The sequence below is a fragment of the Pseudomonas sp. FW305-3-2-15-C-LB1 genome, from assembly GCF_058787615.1.
In genome coordinates, this window is the sequence record NZ_JBYSZX010000003.1 from 344587 (window position 1) to 364808 (window position 20222).

The window sequence follows — 20222 nt, forward strand, 5'->3', positions numbered from 1 at the left end:
GACTCAGAGCCTGAATTTGCCGACCAGCGTCTGCAAGTCCAGGCTCAGTTTGGTCAGTTGGACACTCGCCGCCGCCGTTTCCTCGCTGGCGGCGGCGGTCTGTTCCGACACATCCCGCACCTTCAACACACTGCGATTGATCTCTTCGGCCACTGCACTTTGCTGTTCGGCCGCTGCGGCAATCTGCGGGTTCATTTCCTGGATCACCGAGACCGTGCGCGCAATCGCCGCCAAGGCGTCACCTGCGTCGCGGGTCAGCCCGACACTGTAGTCGGTCAGGCTGCGGCTGCTGTCCATGATGTCGGCGACTTGCTGGGTGCCGGTCTGCAACCCCTGGATCAGTCCTTCGATTTCTTCGGCCGATTCCTGGGTGCGCTGTGCAAGGCTGCGTACTTCATCGGCCACCACCGCAAAGCCTTCGCCGGCCGTGCCCGCGCGTGCGGCTTCGATGGCGGCGTTCAGCGCCAGCAGGTTGGTCTGCTGGGACACCGATTTGATTACGTCCAGCACACTGCCGATCTTCCGGCTTTCTTGCTGTAACGCCAGCATCGCCCGGCCCGCGAGGGCCATCTCATCTGCCAGTTGGCTTATCTGCTCAACGGCCTGGGTCACCACTTTCTCCCCGGCGCTGGCTTGCAGATCGGCTTCGTTCGCCGCGATCGACGCTTGCTCGGCGTGCCGGGCAACTTCCTGTGTGGTGGCGAGCATTTCGTTCATGGCGGTTGCCACTTGATCGGTTTCGTCTTTTTGGTGGTTGATGCCGGTGTGACTGTGTTCGGTAACGGCCGACAGCTGTGTGGCGGCGCTGGCGACCTGGCGGGCGCTGTCGCCGATGCCGCTGATCAGGCTGCGCAGGTTGCGGTTCATGTCGCTGATAGTTCGCAGCAATTGCCCCAACTCATCGCGGCGTTCCACTTGGATCTCATGGCTGAGATCGCCCTGGGAGATGCGGTTGGCAGACACCAGCACCTGGCGTAGCGGCACGGCGATCTGGCGGGCGATCCACCAGGCTGCAAGGGCACCGAGCAGCAGGGCAGCCACCGTGACGCTGATGAGCAGTGTCCGGGTGTAGTCGGCTTCCTTACCGCGCTTGAGAATCTGGCCATTGCTCACCGCTTCGCTGTGTTCAAGCAACTGGTTGAGCTGCGTTTCAAACCGCCCTTGCGCAGTTTCGGTGGTGAGCTGAGCGTCCTTGAGCTTGATCAACTGCGCGCGATAGTTCGCCAGGTCGGTTTTAAGCAAGGTGGAATCGATCGGCAGGTCTGTCACGGCCGCTTGGGCAATGTCCAGGGCATCGAGGGCCTGGCCGACGGCTTCGGCGTAGGCTTGCAGCGACTCCTCCGCCCAGGCGGGGCTTCGGGCGCGGTCCTCGGCTTGCTCCATAGCCTGGCGCAGGTTCTCGATGGCATCCAGTGCCTGCTGGTCCTGCTGGTCAGGCAGTTCGCTGGCCAGTTGTGCGAGCGTGTCGCTGGCCTGGAGTGCTGTCGCGTGGAGGGGGGAGCGTAAGTTTTCGCGCGCCTGGATCAACGGCGGCAGCTCCACCAGCGCCGCCTTGAAGCTGGCCGACAGGCGTTCCGCTTCCTGGACGCGCTGCAAGTCGGCTGGGTCTTTCAGATGGGTTGACAGGAAGCCGAGGTGCTCATCGATCTGAACGACCTGCCTCTTCATTTTGTCCAGGCTGGCCGTGTCCGCCAGGGTCCGGTACACGATACGGTCCGCACGCATGGCTTCAGCGACAACCGACAGTTGGCTCAAGGCAGTCAGGTTGCCTGAGCGGAACAACACCGCATTCAGGGCTTGCCAGCCGGTCGCGGCGATGGCGAAGCTGAGCATGAGCACCTGGCCAAACCCCAGGGCGAGCTTGAGGCGGACGCTGGCATTGACCAGCCAACGGGTCAGTAGAGGAAGCATGGTGAACCTCCAAATCTGAAAAAGCGTTTCGCGACAAAAGAAACGCTAATTCGATTCGGAGTATTGCTGGGCTGATAACTGCGTAGGAAATTTCACAAGGTGCTGATTAGATGCGGAAGCGCCCCACCAGTGTCTGCAGGTAAATGCCCAGGCGTGCGAGCTCGGCACTGGAGGCGGCGGTTTCTTCACTGGCCGAAGAGGTTTGTTCCGACACATCGCGCACGTTCAATACGCTGCGGTTGATCTCCTCAGCCACCGCACTTTGCTGTTCTGCGGCAGTGGCAATCTGCGAGTTCATCGCCTGGATGGTCGAGACCGTGCGCGTGATGCTCGCCAACGCGCTGCCGGCGCGACGGGTCAGCTCGACGCTGCTGTCAGTGAGGCCGCGGCTGTTGTCCATGATGGTCGCGACCTGCTGGGTGCCGCTCTGCAGGCCGACGATCAGCTCTTCGATCTCTTCGGTGGACTTCTGGGTGCGCTGGGCCAGGCTGCGCACCTCATCCGCCACCACGGCGAAGCCTCGCCCGGCTTCCCCGGCACGTGCGGCCTCAATCGCGGCGTTGAGGGCCAGCAGGTTGGTTTGCTGGGCAACGGACTTGATCACATCAAGCACGCTGCCGATTTTGTCGCTTTCACGCTTCAGGTCGCCCATGGCAACGGTGGAGTTGCCCACCTCGGTGGCCAGGCGTTCGATCTGGGCGATGGCTTCACCCACTACCTTGTCACCCTCACGGGCCTGTTGATCGGCAGCCACGGCCGCTTCAGAGGCTTCCTCGGCGTTGCGCGCGACTTCCTGCACGGTGGCGGCCATTTCGTTCATGGCGGTGGCGACCTGGTCGGTCTCGACCTTCTGGCTGTTGACGCCGGCACTGGTCTGTTCGGTCACGGCCGACAGCTGCTCGGCGGCGCTGGCGATCTGGGTGACACCTTCGCTGATCCCGCCGATCAGCTCCCGCAGGCCGACGGTCATGCTTTGCATGGCGCGTTGCAACTGGCCCAGTTCATCCTGGCGCACGGAAGTGAGGTTGTGGCTGAGGTCGCCGGAGGCCACGCGTTCGGCCACCTGCAGCGTCTGGTTCAGCGGAAGAATGATCTGGCGGGTGATGGCCCAGGCGGCCACCAGGCCGAAGATCAACGCCAGCACGGTCGCCAGCAGCAACAGTTGTTTGGCATGTGCGGCGTCGGTGTCGCGCACCACGGTTTGCGACGTGGTGAGTTGTTCGCTGTGGCTCTGCAGAGTGTCGCCCTGGGCGCTCATGATTTTCAGCGCAGCAGCGGCGGCCGTCTGGGAGTCGCGGTACTGGCTGACGGCAGCGCGGTAGGCTTGCAGCGAAGTGCTGGCCTCCTGCAGGTTGGCCTGGTACTGCGCGGGCAGTTGTCCTTCGAGTTCGGTGATTTTCTTCAGGGCATTGTCGATGGCATCCAGGGCCGGTTGCTCGGCCTCGACCTTGCCGCTGTAGGTGTAGCCACGCACCTGGAAGCGCGCTTGCTGGATCAGTTTGCTCAGGTCGACCACGCTGTTGAACTGGGTGACGCTATCGCCTTGCAGCAGGGATTTTTCCACCTCACTGACCTTGGCCACGGCGTTGTCGGCGGTGTCGCCCAGCCTGCTGCGCGCACCTTCACGTTTGAGCCCGGCCTGGACCATGGCGCCAAAGGCTTTTTTGTATTGGTTCAGGGCATCCTGTTGCTGTTCCACCAGGGCCTTGTCGGCGGGTTGCTCGATCAGGTCGGCGGCGGTTTTGAGGCCGCTGTCCAGTTTGGCGATCAAGCCGTTGACCGCGTCCGTGCCTTGTTCGCCGCGACGCATTTCGAAGTCCAGCCGCGCCAGGCGCAAGTCCTTGGTCAGCCCGTTGAGGCTGGAGATATAGCCCAGCTTGTCACCGCGACTGGTGACATCCCCCAAGCCGGTCCAACCGGTGAAGGTGATCATCAACGTGAGCAGCAATACCAGGCCGAAGCCCACGCCGAGTTTGGTTTTGACGCTGACATTCCCCAGCTTTTCGGCTAACCAACGATACATGCTGCGAACTCCCCTGGAACAAGGCTTGGACTTATTCAAAGGGTATCGGCCAGCACGCGCAATTCTGTAGCGAAGCTGTGTCCATGTGGGAGGGGGCTTGCCCCCGATAGCGGTGTGTCATCCAGCTTATCTGTAGCTGACCCACTGCAATCCACAGGGTTACTCAGGGCGGTTAGAAGAGGCGGGCGAGCAGGGCGGTGACGGCGGTTTCGACGCGCAGGATGCGGGCGCCGAGTTGCACCGGCTGCAAGCCGGCCTTGGCCAGCAGGTCCACTTCGTAGGGAATCCAGCCGCCCTCGGGACCAATCGCCAGAGTCACTGGTTCGTCGAGGCCGCGGGGGCAGGCTGGGTAGTCGCCAGGATGACCGACCAGGCCCAGGGTGCCTTCAACCAGTGCCGGCAGGCGGTCTTCGACAAACGGCTTGAAGCGCTTCTCGATAATGATCTCGGGCAGCACCGTGTCCCGCGCCTGTTCCAGGCCGAGGATCAATTGCTCGCGAATCGCCTCGGGCTCCAGGAAGGGGGTTTGCCAGAAGCTCTTCTCGACCCGGTAACTGTTGACCAGCACTACTTTGGGCACGCCCATGGCCGCTACGGTCTGCAGCACTCGGCGCAGCATCTTCGGGCGCGGCAGGGCCAGCAGCAGGGTCAGCGGCAGTTTGGCCGGCGGCGGTTGGTCGAAGCTCACATGCAACTCGGCTTCAGTGGCCTCCAGGCGCAGCAGTTGGGCATTGCCCATCAACCCGCCGAGGCGGCCGACGCGCAGGCTGTCACCTACGGCGGCGCGGTGGACTTCCTGCATGTGCACCAGGCGCCGATCACGCAGCACCACGCTGTCTGCCGCGATGAAGTCGGCCTCCTCCAGCAGCAACAGGTTCACGGCTGGGTCGCTGGCGGCTGGTCGTCGTCGCGCTGGTCGTCCGGGTGTTCGCCGCGCTTGCTGATCAGGCTGCTGAACAGGATGCCGATCTCGAACAGCATCCACATCGGCACGGCCAGCAGGGTCTGGGAGAAGATGTCCGGCGGCGTGAGGATCATGCCGACCACGAAGCAGCCGATGATCACGTACGGGCGAATCTTCTTCAGGTACGCCACGTTGACCACGCCGATCCATACCAGCAACACCACGGCCACCGGAATTTCGAAGGCCACGCCAAAGGCGAAGAACAACGTCATCACGAAGTCGAGGTAGCTGGTGATGTCGGTCATCATTTCCACACCGGCCGGGGTGGCGGCGGCGAAGAACTTGAAGATCAGCGGGAACACCAGGAAGTAGGCGAACGCCATGCCGGTGTAGAACAGCAGGATGCTCGACACCAATAACGGCACCGCGATGCGTTTCTCGTGCTTGTACAGGCCCGGCGCGATGAAGCCCCAGATCTGGTGCAGGATCACCGGGATCGCCAGGAACAGCGAGACCATCATGGTCAGCTTCAGCGGCGTGAGGAACGGCGACGACACATCGGTGGCGATCATCGTCGCGCCGGCCGGCAGGTACTGGCGCAGCGGCGTGGAGACGAAGGTGTAGATCTGCTGGGTAAAGGCGAACAACCCGGCAAAGATGATGAAGATGGCCGCTACGCAACGCAGCAGGCGGGTACGCAGCTCGGTGAGGTGCGAGACCAGCGGCATGTGCTGGTCGTTTTCCGGTTTATCAGCGCTCATGGGGCTCGCGGCGGCAATGTAGGGTCATGGGGCGCGGGCGACGCGGCAGGCGTCGGCGCAGGCTGGGTTGGCTCGGAGGGTGCCACGGGAGCGGCTTCAACGGTTGGCGCGATGCTGTTTTGAGCCGCAGGTTCGACCGGTTTGGCAGGCTCCTGCACGGGCGACAGAATCTTGCGGGCTTCCTGCTCCAACGAGAGGATGTGCTCGTTGTGCAGTTGCCGGCGGATCTCGTCGGCGCCGATTTCCCGTTCAACTTCCTGTTTGATGGCGTTGAAACTGCGTTTCAGGCGCCCGATCCACAGGCCGGCCGTGCGCGCTGCACCGGGCAGGCGTTCCGGCCCCAATACCAGCAGGGCCACGAGGCCGACGAGCAGCAGTTCAGAGAAGCTGATACCAAACATTAGTCAGTGCTCACGAGTCTTTGCGGGTCGGCTCTTCGACTTTCTCAGCCTGTACGTCGAAAGTACGACGCTCGGTGATTGGCTGGGTCGCCTGCGGGTGCACAGGCTGCGCCGGAGGCACGGGGTTGACGGCAGGGTCGGCCGGCTTTTCGTCGTCGTTCATGGCTTTACGGAAGCCCTTGATCGACTCGCCCACATCGGTGCCCAGGTTCTTGAGTTTCTTGGTGCCGAATACCAGTACCACGACCACCAGAATGACGATCCAGTGTTTCCAGTCAAAAATGCCCATGCTGCGTATCCTCTAGTCTTGGTTATTCAGGCGGACGGGCGCGAGGCCTTCTCGGCGTGCCCGGACAAGCCGAAGCGACGGTCCAGTTCATCCAGCACAGCCTGTGGGTGCTGCCCCAGTTGGGCGAGCATGACCAGGCTATGGAACCACAGGTCGGCGGTCTCGTAGATGACATCGCTGCAGTCGCCGCTGAGCTGCGCATCCTTGGCGGCGATGATGGTCTCGATGGACTCTTCGCCGAGTTTTTCCAGAATCTTGTTCAGGCCCTTGTGGTACAGGCTGGCGACGTAGGAGCTGTCGGCGTCCGCGCCTTTGCGGTCTTCCAGCACCTGGGCCACACGGTTCAGGGTATCGCTCATGTCTAGTGTCCTGCCGAGTAGATAGCGTGCGGGTCTTTGAGCACCGGCTCCACGACTTTCCATTCGCCGTTCTCGAACACGCGATAGAAGCAGCTGTGACGGCCGGTGTGGCAGGCGATGTCGCCGATCTGCTCGACCATCAGGATCACCACGTCGGCGTCGCAGTCGATGCGCATCTCGTGCAGGGTCTGCACGTGCCCGGACTCTTCGCCCTTGCGCCACAGTTTGCCACGCGAGCGTGACCAGTAGATGGCACGCTGCTCAGTGGCGGTGAGGCTCAGGGCCTCGCGGTTCATCCAGGCCATCATCAGCACGCGCCCGGTCTTGTAGTCCTGGGCAATGGCCGGCACCAGGCCGTCACTGTCCCACTTGATCTCGTCCAGCCAGTCTTTCATGTTCAGCTCCGGCAATTTGCGACAGTGTATAACCGGATTGGCTATCGACGCACGATCAGATAAACACCCACGGCGACCATGATGCCGGCCGGCCAGTGGCCCAGTGGGTTCAGCGGGCCACCAATGGCGAGCATGACGCCGCCGACCAGATGCGCGGCGCCCAGCAGGCGCAGGAACCAGTCGTCCTTGGGCTTCTTCCAGGGCGGCGACGGGTCCTTGGCGTGGGGTTGGGACATGCGCTCCAACAGGTCGCGGGTCATGTTGGCCAGATGCGGCAGTTGCTCCATCTGGCTGTGCAGGTTGCCGAGCATGGTTTTCGGGCTCATACGCTCGCGCATCCAGCGTTCGAGGAACGGCTGTGCGGTGTTCCACAGGTCGAGGTCCGGGTACAGCTGGCGGCCCAGGCCTTCGATGTTCAGCAGGGTTTTCTGCAATAGCACCAATTGTGGCTGCACTTCCATATTGAAGCGCCGCGCGGTCTGGAACAGGCGCATCAGCACCTGGCCGAAGGAAATATCTTTTAACGGTTTTTCGAAGATTGGCTCGCACACCGTGCGGATCGCCGCTTCGAACTCGTTGAGCTTGGTCTCGGCCGGCACCCAACCCGAGTCGATGTGCAATTGCGCCACACGACGGTAGTCGCGCTTGAAGAAGGCGAACAGGTTGCGCGCCAGGTAGTCCTGGTCTTCCGGAGTCAGGCTGCCGACGATGCCGCAGTCGATCGCGATGTACTGCGGGCTCCACGGGTTGACCGTGCTCACGAAGATGTTGCCCGGGTGCATGTCGGCGTGGAAGAAACTGTCGCGGAACACCTGGGTGAAGAAAATCTCCACGCCACGCTCGGCAAGCATCTTCATGTCGGTGCGCTGGTCGGCCAGGGTCGCGAGGTCGGTGACCTGCACGCCGTAGATGCGCTCCATCACCAGTACTTTCGGGCGGCACCAGTCCCAGTACACCTGCGGCACGTACAGCAACGGCGAGCCTTCGAAGTTGCGCTTGAGCTGGCTGGCGTTGGCCGCTTCGCGCAGCAGGTCGAGTTCGTCGTAGATGGTTTTTTCGTAGTCGGCGACCACGTCCACCGGGTGCAGCAGGCGTGCGTCGGCGCTGAAGCGCTCGGCAGCGCGGGCGAGGATGAACAGCCACGCCAGGTCCTGGCCGATGATCGGCTTGAGGCCGGGGCGGATCACCTTCACCACCACTTCTTCGCCGGTCTTGAGTTGCGCGGCGTGCACCTGGGCGACCGAGGCCGAGGCCAGCGGGTCGACGTCGAAACGGCTGAACACGTCGCTGATCTTCTTGCCCAGTTGCTCTTCGATGAGCTTCATCGATTGCTGGGAGTCGAACGGCGGCACGCGGTCCTGCAGCAGCATCAGCTCGTCGGCGATGTCTTCGGGCAGCAGGTCGCGGCGGGTCGAGAGGATCTGCCCGAACTTGATGAAGATCGGCCCCAGGTCCTGCAAGGCCAGGCGCAGGCGTGCGCCTCTGCTGAGTTCCAGCTGTTTGCGCGGGAACCAGCGCCATGGCAGCACATAGCGCACGGCGAGCAGGAACCACGGCAGGGGCAGGGCGAACAGCAGGTCATCGAGGCGGTAGCGGATTACGACGCGCTGGATACGAAACAAACGGCGGACGGCGAGCAGCTTCATGCGTTATCGCTTGGATCAAGGGAACGGCTCAGGCGCTCGAAGCGCGCCTCAAGGCGTTCCAGGTCGATTTTGGCCTTGTCGAGTTCACGAAAGCGCGCTTGCGCTTCCCGCTCCCCGACCAGGGTGCGCGATTCTTCGCTCAGGTATTCGGCGAGGTTCTGGTTGAGGCTGGCGAACCCTTGCTGGTACCAGCGCGAACGGCTGCGCAGGTGCCCGCTGATCAACTGGGTGGCGACGGGGCCGATCCAGCGCGACAGTTCGTATTCCCAGTCCAGTTCCAGGTCCTGCAGGATGGCGGCGAGGTCCATCAGCACCGAGCTGTCGCCTTCCAGCTCGACTTCGGCGCTGTGCAGGATGGCGGTCTTGTTGCGGCTCAGGGCCAGGTGCAACAGGCTCGATGCCGGCGCACGCAGCGTACAGTCGGCGTCGGCGGCCCACTGGGTCGCGAGCATCAGGCCTTCATCGCTGGGCAGGATAAACAGCTGCAAGCTGGGGCTGCGGCAATCGACGGCAATGACTTTGCCGTTGAGGTGCGCAAGCCGTGCCAGGGCGGTGCTGTCCAGGCGCAGCACACGGTTGAGGCCGTGTTCAACGCTGGCGAGAAGGCCTTTGATCAGCATCAGGGCTTGATGCCGCGATGCAGGGCGACGATACCCGAGGTCATGTTGTGGTAGGTCACGCGGTCGAAACCGGCCTCTACCATCATCGACTTCAGGGTTTCCTGGTCGGGGTGCATGCGGATCGATTCGGCCAGGTACCGATAGCTGTCCGGGTCATTGAGCACCAGCTTGCCCACCAGTGGCATGAAGGCAAACGAGTAGGTGTCGTAGACCTTGGACATCACCGCATTGGTCGGCTTGGAGAACTCCAGCACCAACAGGCGGCCACCCGGCTTGAGTACGCGCAGCATCGAGCGGATCGCGTCTTCCTTATGGGTCACGTTGCGCAGGCCGAAGGCGATGGTCACGCAGTCGAAATGGTTGTCCGGGAATGGCAGCTTCTCGGCATCCGCCTGGACGAACTCGATATTGCCGGCCACGCCTTTATCCAGCAGGCGATCGCGACCGACCTTGAGCATCGAACTGTTGATGTCGGCCAGCACCACCTGGCCGGTCGGGCCGACGAGCTTGGAGAACTTGGCCGCCAGATCGCCCGTGCCGCCGGCGATGTCCAGCACGCGGTTGCCGGGGCGAACGCCCGACAACTCGATGGTGAACCGCTTCCACAGGCGGTGCATGCCGCCCGACAGCACGTCGTTCATCAAGTCGTACTTGGCTGCCACGGAGTGGAACACCTCGGCGACTTTTTCCGCTTTTTGGCTTTCCGGGACGTTCTTGAAGCCGAAGTGAGTGGTGGGTTCGGCATCGCTGCCTTTGCGCTGATCAGTCATATCGCTGTCACCAAAAGAGAATGCGGGACATGATAATCCCCAAGGCCTGCTTTGTCTTGGCAAGGCTGAAGGTAAGATGGGCGGTCAGCGAGACCTTTTGCCGCATCGAAGGTATCCAAGTCCCTATAAAGAGGAGTCATTGCAATGGCCCGTATAACTGTTGAGCGTGCACATTCCCTGGGTAAAGAGGGCGCGCGGGCGAAGGCCGACAAGTTGGCGCACAAACTCAAGGAGCAATACGGCCTGGAGCCGTCGTGGTCCGGCGATACCTTGAATCTCAAGCGTTCGGGGGTTAAAGGCACGGTATTAGTCGCTGAGGATTCGCTGCGCATTGATGTGGAGCTGGGGCTGTTGATGTCGGCCATGAGTGGCACCATCAAGTCCGAAATCGAAAAGGCCCTGGATAAGGCGCTGGCGTGATCCCATTGTTCTTAGGGTGCCGATTCTAATTTTCCCGCCTACTTTGTGCCCAAGCCCTCAACTCCTGTGGGCCGTTCCTCCCCCCTATTCTGCGTGAGGTGCACCATGGCCAAAGTTATCCTGAAGAAAAAAATCGACGCCCAGACCACCACCCTGAGCGAGGTCAAGTCCTACGCCCGCAAGATTTGGTTGGCGGGTCTGGGGGCTTACGCCAAGGTCGGAAGCGAGGGCGGCGAGTACTTCAAAGAGCTGGTTAAAACTGGGCAACATGTTGAAAGCAAAGGCAAAAAAGTTGCAGTTGAACAACTTGAGGCCGCCAACAGTCAGATTGACCAAGTAAAGAGTAATGTCTCCGCAGTCAAAGGTCTGGTAGAAGTTCAGCTGGATAAAGTTGAAAAAGCTTTTGATACTCGCGTTGCCAATGCCTTGAATCGAATCGGCATTGCGTCTAAACATGACGTTGAGACACTCTCTGCTAAGCTCGAAGAGCTGACGACATTGCTAGAACGTGTCGCGCGTAAACACTAAGGAGACATCGGGATGGCTGTTAAAAAGACTACTCAGAAAGAAGGCAGCTCGTGGGTCGGGGAAGTTGAAAAATATTCCCGTAAGATCTGGCTTGCTGGTTTAGGCGTGTACTCGAAGGTTAGCAGTGACGGCGGCAAATACTTCGAGACTTTGGTCAAGGACGGCGAGAAGGCCGAGAAGTTGACCAAAACCACGGTTGGAAAAAAAGTTGAAGCGGCCAAGGCAACTGCCGGCTCTGCCAAATCCAGCATTGCTGACACTTGGGAGAAGTTGGAACAGACTTTCGACAAGCGCCTCGCCAGTGCCGTTTCGCGACTGGGCGTGCCGAGTAAAGCTGAACTCAAAACGCTGCACAGCAAGGTCGATACCCTGACCAGGCAAATTGAAAAACTCACCGGCGCCAAAGTGGCTCCGGCGAAAACCGCAGCCGCCAAACCTGCTGCCAAGCCTGCCGCTAAAACAGCAGCGGCCAAACCGGCTGCCAAAACTGCCGCCAAGCCTCTGGTAAAAGCCGCCGCCAAGCCGGCCGCCAAACCAGCGGCCAAGGCTGCTGCGAAGCCAGCCGCCAAAACTGCTGCAGCCAAACCCGCTGCCAAGCCTGTCGCTGCGAAAGCTGCTGCCAAGCCAGCCGCTAAACCAGCGGCTAAACCCGCAGCCAAGGCTGCTGCAAAACCAGCAGCAAAACCAGCAGCAAAACCTGCCGCCAAGCCAGCGACCAAAACCGCAGCGGCCAAGCCAGCCGCCAAGTCGGCCGCCGCGAAACCGGCTGCCAAGCCAGCGGCAAAACCAGCCGCCGCGAAGAAGCCTGCGGTAGCGAAAAAACCAGCAGCACCGAAGCCAGCTGTTGCCAAGCCTGCTACTGCGCCAACCGCCTCCACAGCCAACTCGGTGTCCGCGCCGACCCCTGCTGCTGCGACCCCGACTGCAACGCCGGTAACCCCGACGCCATCCAGTCAGTCCTGATTTTTTCCAGGAGACGAAAAATGCCCGGCCTACGAAGGTCGGGCATTTTTTTACCCCTTAAGACCGTTTCGTCAGTTGTAAGTGATGGAAACGGTGACCGCGCTGAGCAGGCTGCCCTGGGTGATGGCTTCACCAGTCTTATGGTAAGCCGCCGCGAGGGGAAGTACAGCCTTGTTGCCGTTCGTCGTCACAGTTCGGCTGCGCTGCTCAGGGGTGCCATTGGCGGGGATGGTCGAAAGGGTGGGCGCGCGATGTGTCAGCCACAGCGCAGTGCCTTTTGAGCCGCCGGTATTGGCAAATAACTCGCCGTTACCCACGGCGGGTGTTCCGGCAAATAGGAAGATCACGTTACGGATATCCGATTCGCAGTCGGCGGTAACCTCGAAGTCGAGCTGGCCGGCGGAGGGGCTCGCGTCCAGGTCGGAAATCTTGATCGTTGGCAACGTAATGTTCCGATTTTCGTCGCCCGCTGCCAGGTTGCAGGTGCCGGCGTTGACTTGTCCGGCGAAACTCAAAGTGCCGGTAGTCGCGGCGTGGGCGGTGAGGCTGACGAGTCCGCCAATCATGGTCATCAGCAGGGGAATGCTTCGAAGGTGCATCGGGTTTTCCTCGGGTTTCAGTTAGTTGTAGGTAATGCTGACGGTGGCGGTACTAGCCAGAGTGCCTGGGCTGACCCTGCCGTTTTTGTGGTACGCGGCGCTGAGCGGCAAGACTGCCCGATCACCGGACACCGTCACCGTGCGCTGGTCATTGACGCTGATGGTCTGAGGCACGCCGTTGATGCGTGAGTAGAGCCACAGCCCTATGCCTTGGGCAGTGCCCGTATTGGCGAACAGTGCGGTGTTGTCTGGCGCGGGCGTCCCGGTAAAACGAAAGGTGACGCTGCCGGCATCGGTGCAATTGGCGGTGAGATCGAAGTTCTGAACGCCGGCGTACGCTGCGTCGTTCAAATCGCCGACATTGATCGGGGCAAGTGTGATCAGGCGGTTGACGTCCCCGGCGGCCAGGTCACAAGTGGCGGGAGCCCGGATGAAACGTATGGCGTTGCCGAACACCAATCGAAAACTTTCCGGGACGTTATGCCACCTGTCCTCCCAGAGGCTCCCACTGGGTATGGTCCCGTCTGCCACTGTGCCCATCCTGTAGAAAGTGACTTGCGCCGAGGTGAAGCTTTGGACTTTCCCGGGGTACATAACGGTGTGCTGACTGAAGAGCCCGAAGTTTGCCGGCCCGCCATCGGCCCATGTCATCGACACCGTGATACCGATACCGGGCACCTCAGTGCGATAGATGAGTGTGCCGGGGTACAGATCGCGTGCGTAGCGCCCGGTAATCGTCCTCAGCGTCTGCCCCCAGCAATGGGTTGTGAAGCCGGGCGATGTGCCGTTGAACGCCTGTCGCAGGATCACGCCGCCGACAGGAATGCTGTCCGGCACGCTGATTGTCGTGGCCGTATTGAGGGTCAGCGTTGCATCCGGGTACCTGTCACAGGCCGCCTGTGCAGTGATCGATGTGCCCAGGGCCAGTAGTGCCGCCAGGAGGGGGAGGTGATGTTTCATCTTCAGTCCATCGTGAAAAGTGGCTGTGTAAACACGGGATGAACGGCCGGCCGCAGTCATTGGCATGCACCTGCGTCCACCTGAAGCAAGCGGTTGGCACCCTGTTGTCCACTGACGTCGTAACGAAGCCGGCAGGAAGCGTTTCCCTCGGACCCCCACTTCACCGCCAGTACCCCCTGGGAGCGCGGTACGCGCACAAAGGCTTTGCCACCCTGGCCGACCACGCCGACGCTGTCGCCATTCTCGTCGAACACATCGGAACCGAAGGGCAGCAGGCTGCCATCCTTGCGTAATGCAGAGATCAATAAGGCTTGGCCGCTGACGGTGTCGAAGTGCAGTTTCACCACCGAGCCTGCACGGGGGGCGACGTTTTGCGCGGCGCTCTTGAGTTCCACATCTACAGACAGATCCTTGGGGTCCAACTCGACCACGTTCTGGCGATAAGGTGTGAGGTACGGCACCACGGCATACCCGCCCTTGCCGACCTGGGCGCCGTGATTGCCATTGATCCGCGCACCTTGTGCGCCTGGGGCCTGGACAATGCCAATGGTTTCGCCCAGTTCCGGTGCGAAAATCACACCACCTGCGTGAGCGACGATGCCGCCGGTCATGCCCAGGGACGTTGCGCGGTAGGCGTTGCTCTGGCCGAACCCTGCAGACAGCACGCCGTGGCTGGTCTGGTATTTCATGTCGGCAGAGACCGAGTTACTGCGGCCCTGCGTACGGCTACCCCCCACTCCGTAGCTGAATTGGCCGCGCTCGCCCAGGGTGCCGCCGAGGTTCATCCGTTCACCGCTGCTTTGATCGCCGCGATAGACAGTGGTGGTCAGGGTGGGGGAGCGTGCGTCGCTGCCTAAGGGCAGGCTCAGGGTCAGTTCCACTTGCTTGTCGACCCGCTCGCTCAGCAGATCCTTGGTGCGCTGGGCGCTGAGGGTGTAGCGCAGGCCCTTCCAGTTGCCGCTGTAACCGGTGGTAAAGGTCAGGTTGCCGCTGGTGCGGTTCCAGTAGTTTTGCGAGGATCCGGTCAGGTAGACCGTGCCGTTGCTCAAGCTTTGATTGAGGCTGATGTCCATCCTGTCGCGCAGACGCGATACGTTATCCAAGTTGTGCCCGCCGATGGCGAGGTCGCGCACCCGTGCGGCGTCGGCGATGCTCAGAAAGCCTTGCGTGGAGTATCGGTAGGCGCCGAGGGCGAAGTGGGTGCCGGTGTCGGTGAAGTTCTTGCTGTAGCGCAGCTGCACGCTTTGCCCCTGGCGTGAACCGTGGCCCGGTAATGTTGCATCTGAGTGGGTCAGGTCAAGGGAGAGCGCTCCATACGGGGTATTGAATGCCGCGCCCAGCAATTGCGACAAGTAGTCGTCACCCGCCACCGTCCCGGTGTAGCCGGTCACCAGGTTACTGAGGCCGTGCTGGTAAGTGGCTTGTACCAGCCTTGGGGGATGGCGCAGGCCGATTTCATCCATCCTGCCGACGCTAAGGGAATAGCGGCTGTGGCCAGTGCGCAGCAGATTGGCGTTGGCGGCGAATGGCACTATGAATTCGCGTCGACGGCCATCTGCCTCGGTCACCGTGACGGTCAAGTCGCCGCCATAACCGGTAGGAAACAAATCGTTGAGCACGAACGGGCCAGGAGCGACCGACACTTCATCCAACAACACGCCCCGTTGGCGCACGGTGACCCGTGCATTGGTCTCGGCGATGCCGCGCACGACCGGGGCGAACCCGGTCTGAGAGTCCGGCAGCATCCGATCATCGCTGAACAGGCTGGCACCACGCAGGCGCACGCTGTCGAACAGTTCGCCTGGGGTATAGATTTCGCCGAGCATCATCTGTGATCGCAGCGGGCTCAACTCGCGCTGCACATAGGTGCTGCTGCGCTGATAGCCCGAGGAGGTATCGGTCTGGCTGAAGCTGCCGCTGTGGCGCCAGTGCCAGTCTCCCAGATTGAGCCCCGTATTCAGGCCCAGGTAATGAGAGTCGACGGAGCGGCCATTTGTGCGGGTCTCAAAGGTGTTGGCGTTGTAGCGCACGAAAGCCGCATCGACCCCGCCGTCCCAGTGCCTGGGGTCGACATAACCGCGCGCTTTACGTGCCAGGTAGATCTGAGGAACCTGCAGGGTCAGGCGGTTTTCGCCCGGGTCGAATTGACCGGTGCTTCCCGGCAGGTAGGTTGAGATGTCTTCGCAGGGTGCAAACGCGGGAGTGGGCGTTTGTCTGGCTTCGCTGGGTTGAGCTTGTGCCGCGTCCAAGTCGATGCCAAACCTGAGCACGACATCTCGCTCCAGGCACATCTGTGCGGAATCTCGGCCCTTTACCGCGACAAACGTGAGGCTTTCGCGCCCAATCCATTGGCCATTGAGATAAACGTCGGTGCGGTAGCTGCCGGGCAGCACGACGTTACCCTGGCTGAATTTGCCTATGTCGACTTGTTGGCCGCCAACCCCATCCGGGAAGAAGGCCGGGTTGAACCTGACATTCTCGGCACCTTGGGCGCCCACAGCATAGGCGCTGCTCATCAGTAAAAGGCAGCGCGTCGCAAGCATCAATTGATGACGCGCAAAAGGCCAGTTTCTTAAACTGGCGCGGGTGTTAAAACTCATGTGTACCACTTCCAAAAAATAGGGGCTGTCCGAATTTGGGCAATGGGAAGCCCTACCCTGAAAACCGGGCATCAAACCAACGTGTGCAGTGAGGTCAGTAGCGCGGAGAGGCGGGCCAATACGGCGCTAGGCAGCTCTCGGGGTCATGTCGAGACCCGGGCACTGTGGGTATTGCGCACTCCGTAGTCGTCGAGTGTCTGGAACTCCACGGTGGCGGCGCTGCCTGGCGGGGTGTTGAGGCTGGGCAGTTCAAAGCGCGTGCGATCACCCGGCGCCACCATGTTTCCAGCACCTGAAGACGCAGCCTTGCGTGGATGGCGCTGCCGGGACTCCAGCAACTCGACCTGTTCGAAGGTTACGTAGTAAGGCGTGGGGTTATAGACCTCCAGTACCTGGCCTTGCGCGGTCGATTCACGCCGCCATTGCAGTTTTCCCGGTGCCGCGTCGACCCCGGAAGGCAGGTTCGACGGTCGGAAAAACAGCTTGATCCGCGAGCGGAACGCCAGTTGCAACTGATTGGCCTCCTGGGAGTGCGCGGGCACCTCCAGCAGGTTGAGCCAGAACAGACTTTCCTGTTCCGTGGGCAAGGTGTCGCCCGTGTACGCCAGGCGTACGACCTGCTGCTTGCCTGGATCCATGCGAAAGATCGGCGGCGTGGCGATAAACGGCACCGTGGCCCTATCCGGGGTCGAGTGTTCGTCACCGCTGTCCAGCCAGACTTGGACCAGCACGGGTGCCTGGTTCTTGCTTTCGAGCCTGACCGTCACCTCCTTGTCGCGCTGCGGGTAGATGATCCGAGTGGTGCCAATGACCACACTGGCGTGCCCGACGGCGGCACCGGAAAGCGCAAGTGTCAATGCAATGAGACGGGCCACCCAGTGTGAAGTGAAAATGGCATTCATGGTTTCGATCGCCTGGCGTCTGATGGTGTGACGCTTGCCGAGTGGCGCACGCGGGCACCGAAGTCGCTGACGGCGGTGAATTCGACGTTCAGCGCGCCGGTGGGGTATTCGCGCAACAATGGCAGTGCAAACAGCTTCACGTCGCCGCACGGCATCATCAGGCTGTCGTTGGCCTCTTTGTTTGGTGCTTTAGTGAATCGTTTTCCTTCGCTCAGCAAATCCACCGAACTCAGGGAAACATGATATGGCGTGGGGTTGGTGGCTTGCAGGGCGTAGCCATGCTCATGGGCGACCAGTTTCCATTGCAGCTTTGACGCAGCGCTGGCTACGGAGTAGGGCAATGCCTGCGGTCGCAGGAACACACGCAAGCGGGTCCGAAATGCCAGTTCGATCTGGTTGCCTTGTTCGGTACCGGCGGTAAGCGGTGGTACTTCCAGCACATTCAGCCAGTAGAGGCTTTCGCGATCGGGGGCTGCGGCCGCTCCGGTATAGCGCAGCCGCAGCGCCTGCTGCTGGTGGGGCTCAACGCGGAAAATCGGTGGCGAAAGGGTAAACGGCGTGCGTACCGTCGCCGGCGTCGAGCGGATATCGCCCGTGTCCAGCCAGGCTTGTACCAGCGCTGGACGGTCACCTTTGTTCTCCAGGCGTACCACCACTTCCTGCTGGTCAGCGGGATAGATCACGCGGGTGCCATGCATAATGACCCCGGCCCGGGCGGGAACTGCTTGCAGCAATAACCCCGCAACACCACAGGTGTAAAGCACGAGGCAGGCCAGCTTTTTCATGCTCAAAGCTCTCTTCGAATCAAGCGAGTGGGCCTGCCTGGCGGCGGCAGGCCCGTTGCGTGCAAGGCCCGCCAGAGCGGGCCCGCTTTTCTATCAATCGGCGTACACGACCATGAAGCCGACGCGGGTCTTGACAGTACCTTCAGTCGCGACACCACTGGCGTACATCTGTGCGGCCAATGGAATGACAGCCTGGTTGTCGGCGATGACCACACCTTCGGATTTTTCCGTGTAAACGTTGATCGGAGTGCCATTACGGTTAGTCACCTCAACCTGTACGTTCTTGGCGTTGGTGGTGTCGGATGGGTCATCGTAGCCGTCGATGTTCAAGCGCCCGGTCGCCACATCAATCGCCGGGCTGGTAGGGTCGAAAGCAACCATTGCGGTGCGTCCGTTGGTGCAGCCACCTTCGCCAGGTGCGCCAATGCGGATGGTGAAGCCGGTCAGGTTGGCGCGATCACCCGGTTTCTGCAGGCGTGCGGCGGACACGCCACCAAGGTTGACGTCTTTGACCACGGCGCCGGTGCCTGGCGCTGCGCCTTCAATGGTGCAGGTCGTATCGCTCACCAACCCGGTGAAGTTGATGGTTCCGTCGTTGGCAGCCTGTGCCGGCTGCGAAACCGCTGCGGCTAAGGCGAGTACTACGGCGAGGGTGGAGAAAACGTGGACTTTCATAGTGTTCCCAATCGTGAGTTATCTGAGTAACCCGCCACACATTGAAGTGTTGCATCGGTAATTTGTTTCGTTTTTTTACCGAATGGCAGGTGGCAGTAATTTGGCTGGGAACGTTATTTTTGCCTATCGACAGGTCACGAGATTTATCTCGTAAATATTCGAAGTCTAAAATTTTAATTAAAACAATTGTATGGGGTAGTGTCTGTAGGGTTTTAATGTAAGACATGTATGTAGGAATAACTTGTCAGGAGCATGTTGGCTGTTTTTGATGGATTGATTCACGAAAAAGGCTGCGCTATACACTGTTCGTGCAGCGAGCATATGTGTACTAATTTGTACTTACTTGAGCGAACTTCCGGGTGTCTGAAATGCACACCATCATGTTGCTGGATAACCATGAAATGGTTCGGCAGGGAATTGAACTGGGCCTGCGCAAAGAGCCCGACCTGGAGGTCATCGGCTCCTTCGGTACATCCAGGGAGTTGCTTGATGCGCTCGGCCAACAACCTGCGGATGTGGTGGTGATGGACTTTACACTGGGGCCGTCAGACATCGATGGCCTCGGCCTGATCCAGATGCTGGGCAGGCGTTTCAAACGTTGCAAGGTGCTCGTTGTGTCATCCCGCTGCACGCGTGCAACGGTGATACTGGCGTTGAAGGCCGGAAGCTTTGGAGTGCTGGGCAAGACCGAACACCTCACGGAATTGATCGTGGCTATTCGGACTGTCGCCCAGGGGCGGATTTACCTGCAGCGTTGCATGTTGTCGGTGCTGCAGGAGGGAGAGTCTGTTCTGGCACGGGAGAATATCAAGTCGACACTTGAACATTCACTGCCGGTACGATTGAGCGGCGCCTTGACCCCCAAGGAACAGGAAGTCCTGCGTTGTTTTCTGGACGGAATGTCCGTGAATTCAATCGCGGCAAAGTTTTCGCGTAGTGCGAGTACTATCAGTACACAAAAACAGTCGGCGTATCGGAAGTTGGGTATCAGGACCGACAGTGAGCTTTTTATGTTTACCAAGCAGTTTGGTCGTCCTGATTAGCGCCGCGTGGTTTGAATGTTTGACTTGCGCGAGTATTTAAATCGGCCTGTCCAGATAACGCAGGGCCAATTGCTCAGTTGTCTGGCGTGCCGGCGATAGCAGATGGGGCGCCACCAGCATCATGATCTGGTAAACCACCACCTGTACTTCGCCTTCACGATCGAGAATCCGTTGGTAATCCAGGGAGAACAGCAAGGTCATGGTGATCTGCTCCACCAGTTGCCCAAGGGCCTGGGTGCTACTGACCAGTTGTCCTGCCGTCTTCAACCGCGCCAGCAATGACGCCAGGGTCCGTTTCAGCGCCGTCAGCAGGTTGCGAATGCCCTTGGCCAGCTTCGGCAGGCGCCCTGCCAGATTCGACAGGTCCTGAAACAGAAACCGATAATGCGCCATGCGCTCGACAATCAAGTGCAAGAACAGCCAGTAATCCTCGGCTTCCAATTGCGCGTCTGGCGGTGGGTCCAGCAGGGGCGCCAGCTCATTCTGGAAACGCTCGAACAGCCCCAGGACCAGCGGCTCCTTGCCATGGAAGTGGTAGTAGAGGTTGCCGGGGCTGATCCCCATTTCATTGGCCACCTCCATGGTCGACACGTTGGGTTCGCCCTTCTGGTTGAACAGTTGCAGGGCGCATTCAAGGATACGGTCGCGGGTCTTCATCCAGTCTTCTT

At 60.7% G+C, this 20222-nt stretch carries 22 protein-coding genes and 1 pseudogene; 4 read left to right on the forward strand and 19 right to left on the reverse strand.

Annotated elements, in window-relative coordinates:
- Nucleotides 1-3: 3 nt before the first annotated feature.
- The 12 genes and pseudogenes from AC3WP7_RS08365 to ubiE form a co-directional block, all read right to left on the reverse strand.
- Nucleotides 4-1911 carry a methyl-accepting chemotaxis protein gene (locus AC3WP7_RS08365; protein ID WP_093121397.1) on the reverse strand — a complete coding sequence of 636 codons (1908 nt, stop codon included), beginning with the start codon at nt 1909-1911 and terminating at the stop codon, nt 4-6.
- 106 nt (nt 1912-2017) lie between these two features.
- The gene (locus AC3WP7_RS08370; RefSeq protein ID WP_371322038.1) at nt 2018-2890 is read right to left on the reverse strand and encodes a methyl-accepting chemotaxis protein; all 873 of its coding nucleotides are present in this window, start codon (nt 2888-2890) and stop codon (nt 2018-2020) included.
- Nucleotides 2876-3934, reverse strand: a pseudogene (locus AC3WP7_RS08375) (methyl-accepting chemotaxis protein); the annotation flags it as partial. The pseudogene AC3WP7_RS08375 and the gene AC3WP7_RS08370, both read right to left, overlap by 15 nt.
- A gap of 172 nt (nt 3935-4106) precedes the next feature.
- Nucleotides 4107-4814, reverse strand: a complete 708-nt coding sequence (locus AC3WP7_RS08380; protein ID WP_102591507.1) for a 16S rRNA (uracil(1498)-N(3))-methyltransferase — start codon at nt 4812-4814, stop codon at nt 4107-4109.
- Nucleotides 4811-5599, reverse strand: coding sequence for a twin-arginine translocase subunit TatC (gene tatC, locus AC3WP7_RS08385; protein WP_058423693.1), 789 nt, complete (start codon nt 5597-5599; stop codon nt 4811-4813). The genes AC3WP7_RS08380 and tatC overlap by 4 nt, the downstream gene beginning before the upstream one ends.
- A complete protein-coding gene (gene tatB, locus AC3WP7_RS08390; RefSeq protein ID WP_102591508.1) occupies nt 5596-6000 on the reverse strand; it encodes a Sec-independent protein translocase protein TatB in 405 nt (134 codons plus the stop codon). The genes tatC and tatB overlap by 4 nt, the downstream gene beginning before the upstream one ends.
- A gap of 10 nt (nt 6001-6010) precedes the next feature.
- The gene (locus AC3WP7_RS08395) at nt 6011-6289 is read right to left on the reverse strand and encodes a twin-arginine translocase TatA/TatE family subunit (RefSeq protein ID WP_016979166.1); all 279 of its coding nucleotides are present in this window, start codon (nt 6287-6289) and stop codon (nt 6011-6013) included.
- Between the two features lie 26 nt (nt 6290-6315).
- Nucleotides 6316-6648, reverse strand: coding sequence for a phosphoribosyl-ATP diphosphatase (locus tag AC3WP7_RS08400; protein ID WP_071492389.1), 333 nt, complete (start codon nt 6646-6648; stop codon nt 6316-6318).
- Nucleotides 6649-6650: 2 nt separating this feature from the next.
- Entirely contained in the window at nt 6651-7043 is a 393-nt protein-coding gene (hisI, locus tag AC3WP7_RS08405) for a phosphoribosyl-AMP cyclohydrolase (RefSeq protein WP_058423690.1), read from the reverse strand.
- 41 nt (nt 7044-7084) lie between these two features.
- A complete protein-coding gene (gene ubiB, locus AC3WP7_RS08410) occupies nt 7085-8689 on the reverse strand; it encodes a ubiquinone biosynthesis regulatory protein kinase UbiB (RefSeq protein ID WP_071492388.1) in 1605 nt (534 codons plus the stop codon).
- Nucleotides 8686-9309 carry a ubiquinone biosynthesis accessory factor UbiJ gene (locus AC3WP7_RS08415; RefSeq protein ID WP_093121393.1) on the reverse strand — a complete coding sequence of 208 codons (624 nt, stop codon included), beginning with the start codon at nt 9307-9309 and terminating at the stop codon, nt 8686-8688. Before AC3WP7_RS08415 ends, ubiB begins: the two co-directional genes overlap by 4 nt.
- Entirely contained in the window at nt 9309-10079 is a 771-nt protein-coding gene (ubiE, locus tag AC3WP7_RS08420; RefSeq protein WP_016972732.1) for a bifunctional demethylmenaquinone methyltransferase/2-methoxy-6-polyprenyl-1,4-benzoquinol methylase UbiE, read from the reverse strand. Before ubiE ends, AC3WP7_RS08415 begins: the two co-directional genes overlap by 1 nt.
- 144 nt (nt 10080-10223) lie before the next feature.
- On the opposite strand from ubiE, the gene AC3WP7_RS08425 reads away from it, so the two are divergent.
- The 3 genes from AC3WP7_RS08425 to AC3WP7_RS08435 all read left to right on the forward strand — a co-directional run bounded on the left by AC3WP7_RS08425 (nt 10224) and on the right by AC3WP7_RS08435 (nt 11990).
- Nucleotides 10224-10499 carry a polyhydroxyalkanoic acid system family protein gene (locus AC3WP7_RS08425; RefSeq protein WP_071492386.1) on the forward strand — a complete coding sequence of 92 codons (276 nt, stop codon included), beginning with the start codon at nt 10224-10226 and terminating at the stop codon, nt 10497-10499.
- A gap of 105 nt (nt 10500-10604) precedes the next feature.
- Nucleotides 10605-11027 (forward strand): phasin family protein, encoded by a 423-nt coding sequence (locus AC3WP7_RS08430; protein ID WP_102591509.1) that lies wholly within the window; start codon nt 10605-10607, stop codon nt 11025-11027.
- Nucleotides 11028-11039: 12 nt separating this feature from the next.
- Entirely contained in the window at nt 11040-11990 is a 951-nt protein-coding gene (locus AC3WP7_RS08435; protein WP_102591510.1) for a phasin family protein, read from the forward strand.
- A gap of 71 nt (nt 11991-12061) precedes the next feature.
- Here the strand turns inward: AC3WP7_RS08435 and AC3WP7_RS08440 are convergent, their stop codons facing one another.
- The 6 genes from AC3WP7_RS08440 to AC3WP7_RS08465 form a co-directional block, all read right to left on the reverse strand.
- Nucleotides 12062-12589 (reverse strand): fimbrial protein, encoded by a 528-nt coding sequence (locus AC3WP7_RS08440; RefSeq protein ID WP_102591511.1) that lies wholly within the window; start codon nt 12587-12589, stop codon nt 12062-12064.
- Nucleotides 12590-12610: 21 nt separating this feature from the next.
- A complete protein-coding gene (locus AC3WP7_RS08445) occupies nt 12611-13549 on the reverse strand; it encodes a fimbrial protein (RefSeq protein WP_092246369.1) in 939 nt (312 codons plus the stop codon).
- A gap of 56 nt (nt 13550-13605) precedes the next feature.
- Nucleotides 13606-16149, reverse strand: a complete 2544-nt coding sequence (locus tag AC3WP7_RS08450) for a fimbria/pilus outer membrane usher protein (protein WP_093121386.1) — start codon at nt 16147-16149, stop codon at nt 13606-13608.
- Between the two features lie 143 nt (nt 16150-16292).
- Entirely contained in the window at nt 16293-17051 is a 759-nt protein-coding gene (locus AC3WP7_RS08455; RefSeq protein WP_093513482.1) for a fimbrial biogenesis chaperone, read from the reverse strand.
- On the reverse strand, nt 17048-17836 hold the full coding sequence (locus AC3WP7_RS08460) for a fimbrial biogenesis chaperone (RefSeq protein WP_102591512.1): 789 nt from the start codon (nt 17834-17836) through the stop codon (nt 17048-17050). Before AC3WP7_RS08460 ends, AC3WP7_RS08455 begins: the two co-directional genes overlap by 4 nt.
- A 93-nt stretch (nt 17837-17929) precedes the next feature.
- Entirely contained in the window at nt 17930-18511 is a 582-nt protein-coding gene (locus AC3WP7_RS08465; RefSeq protein WP_092246382.1) for a fimbrial protein, read from the reverse strand.
- Between the two features lie 368 nt (nt 18512-18879).
- Between AC3WP7_RS08465 and AC3WP7_RS08470 the strand changes: the two genes are divergently transcribed.
- The gene (locus AC3WP7_RS08470; RefSeq protein WP_256572950.1) at nt 18880-19554 is read left to right on the forward strand and encodes a response regulator transcription factor; all 675 of its coding nucleotides are present in this window, start codon (nt 18880-18882) and stop codon (nt 19552-19554) included.
- 36 nt (nt 19555-19590) lie between these two features.
- Here the strand turns inward: AC3WP7_RS08470 and AC3WP7_RS08475 are convergent, their stop codons facing one another.
- Nucleotides 19591-20211 carry a TetR/AcrR family transcriptional regulator gene (locus AC3WP7_RS08475; protein ID WP_071492378.1) on the reverse strand — a complete coding sequence of 207 codons (621 nt, stop codon included), beginning with the start codon at nt 20209-20211 and terminating at the stop codon, nt 19591-19593.
- Nucleotides 20212-20222: the final 11 nt, after the last annotated feature.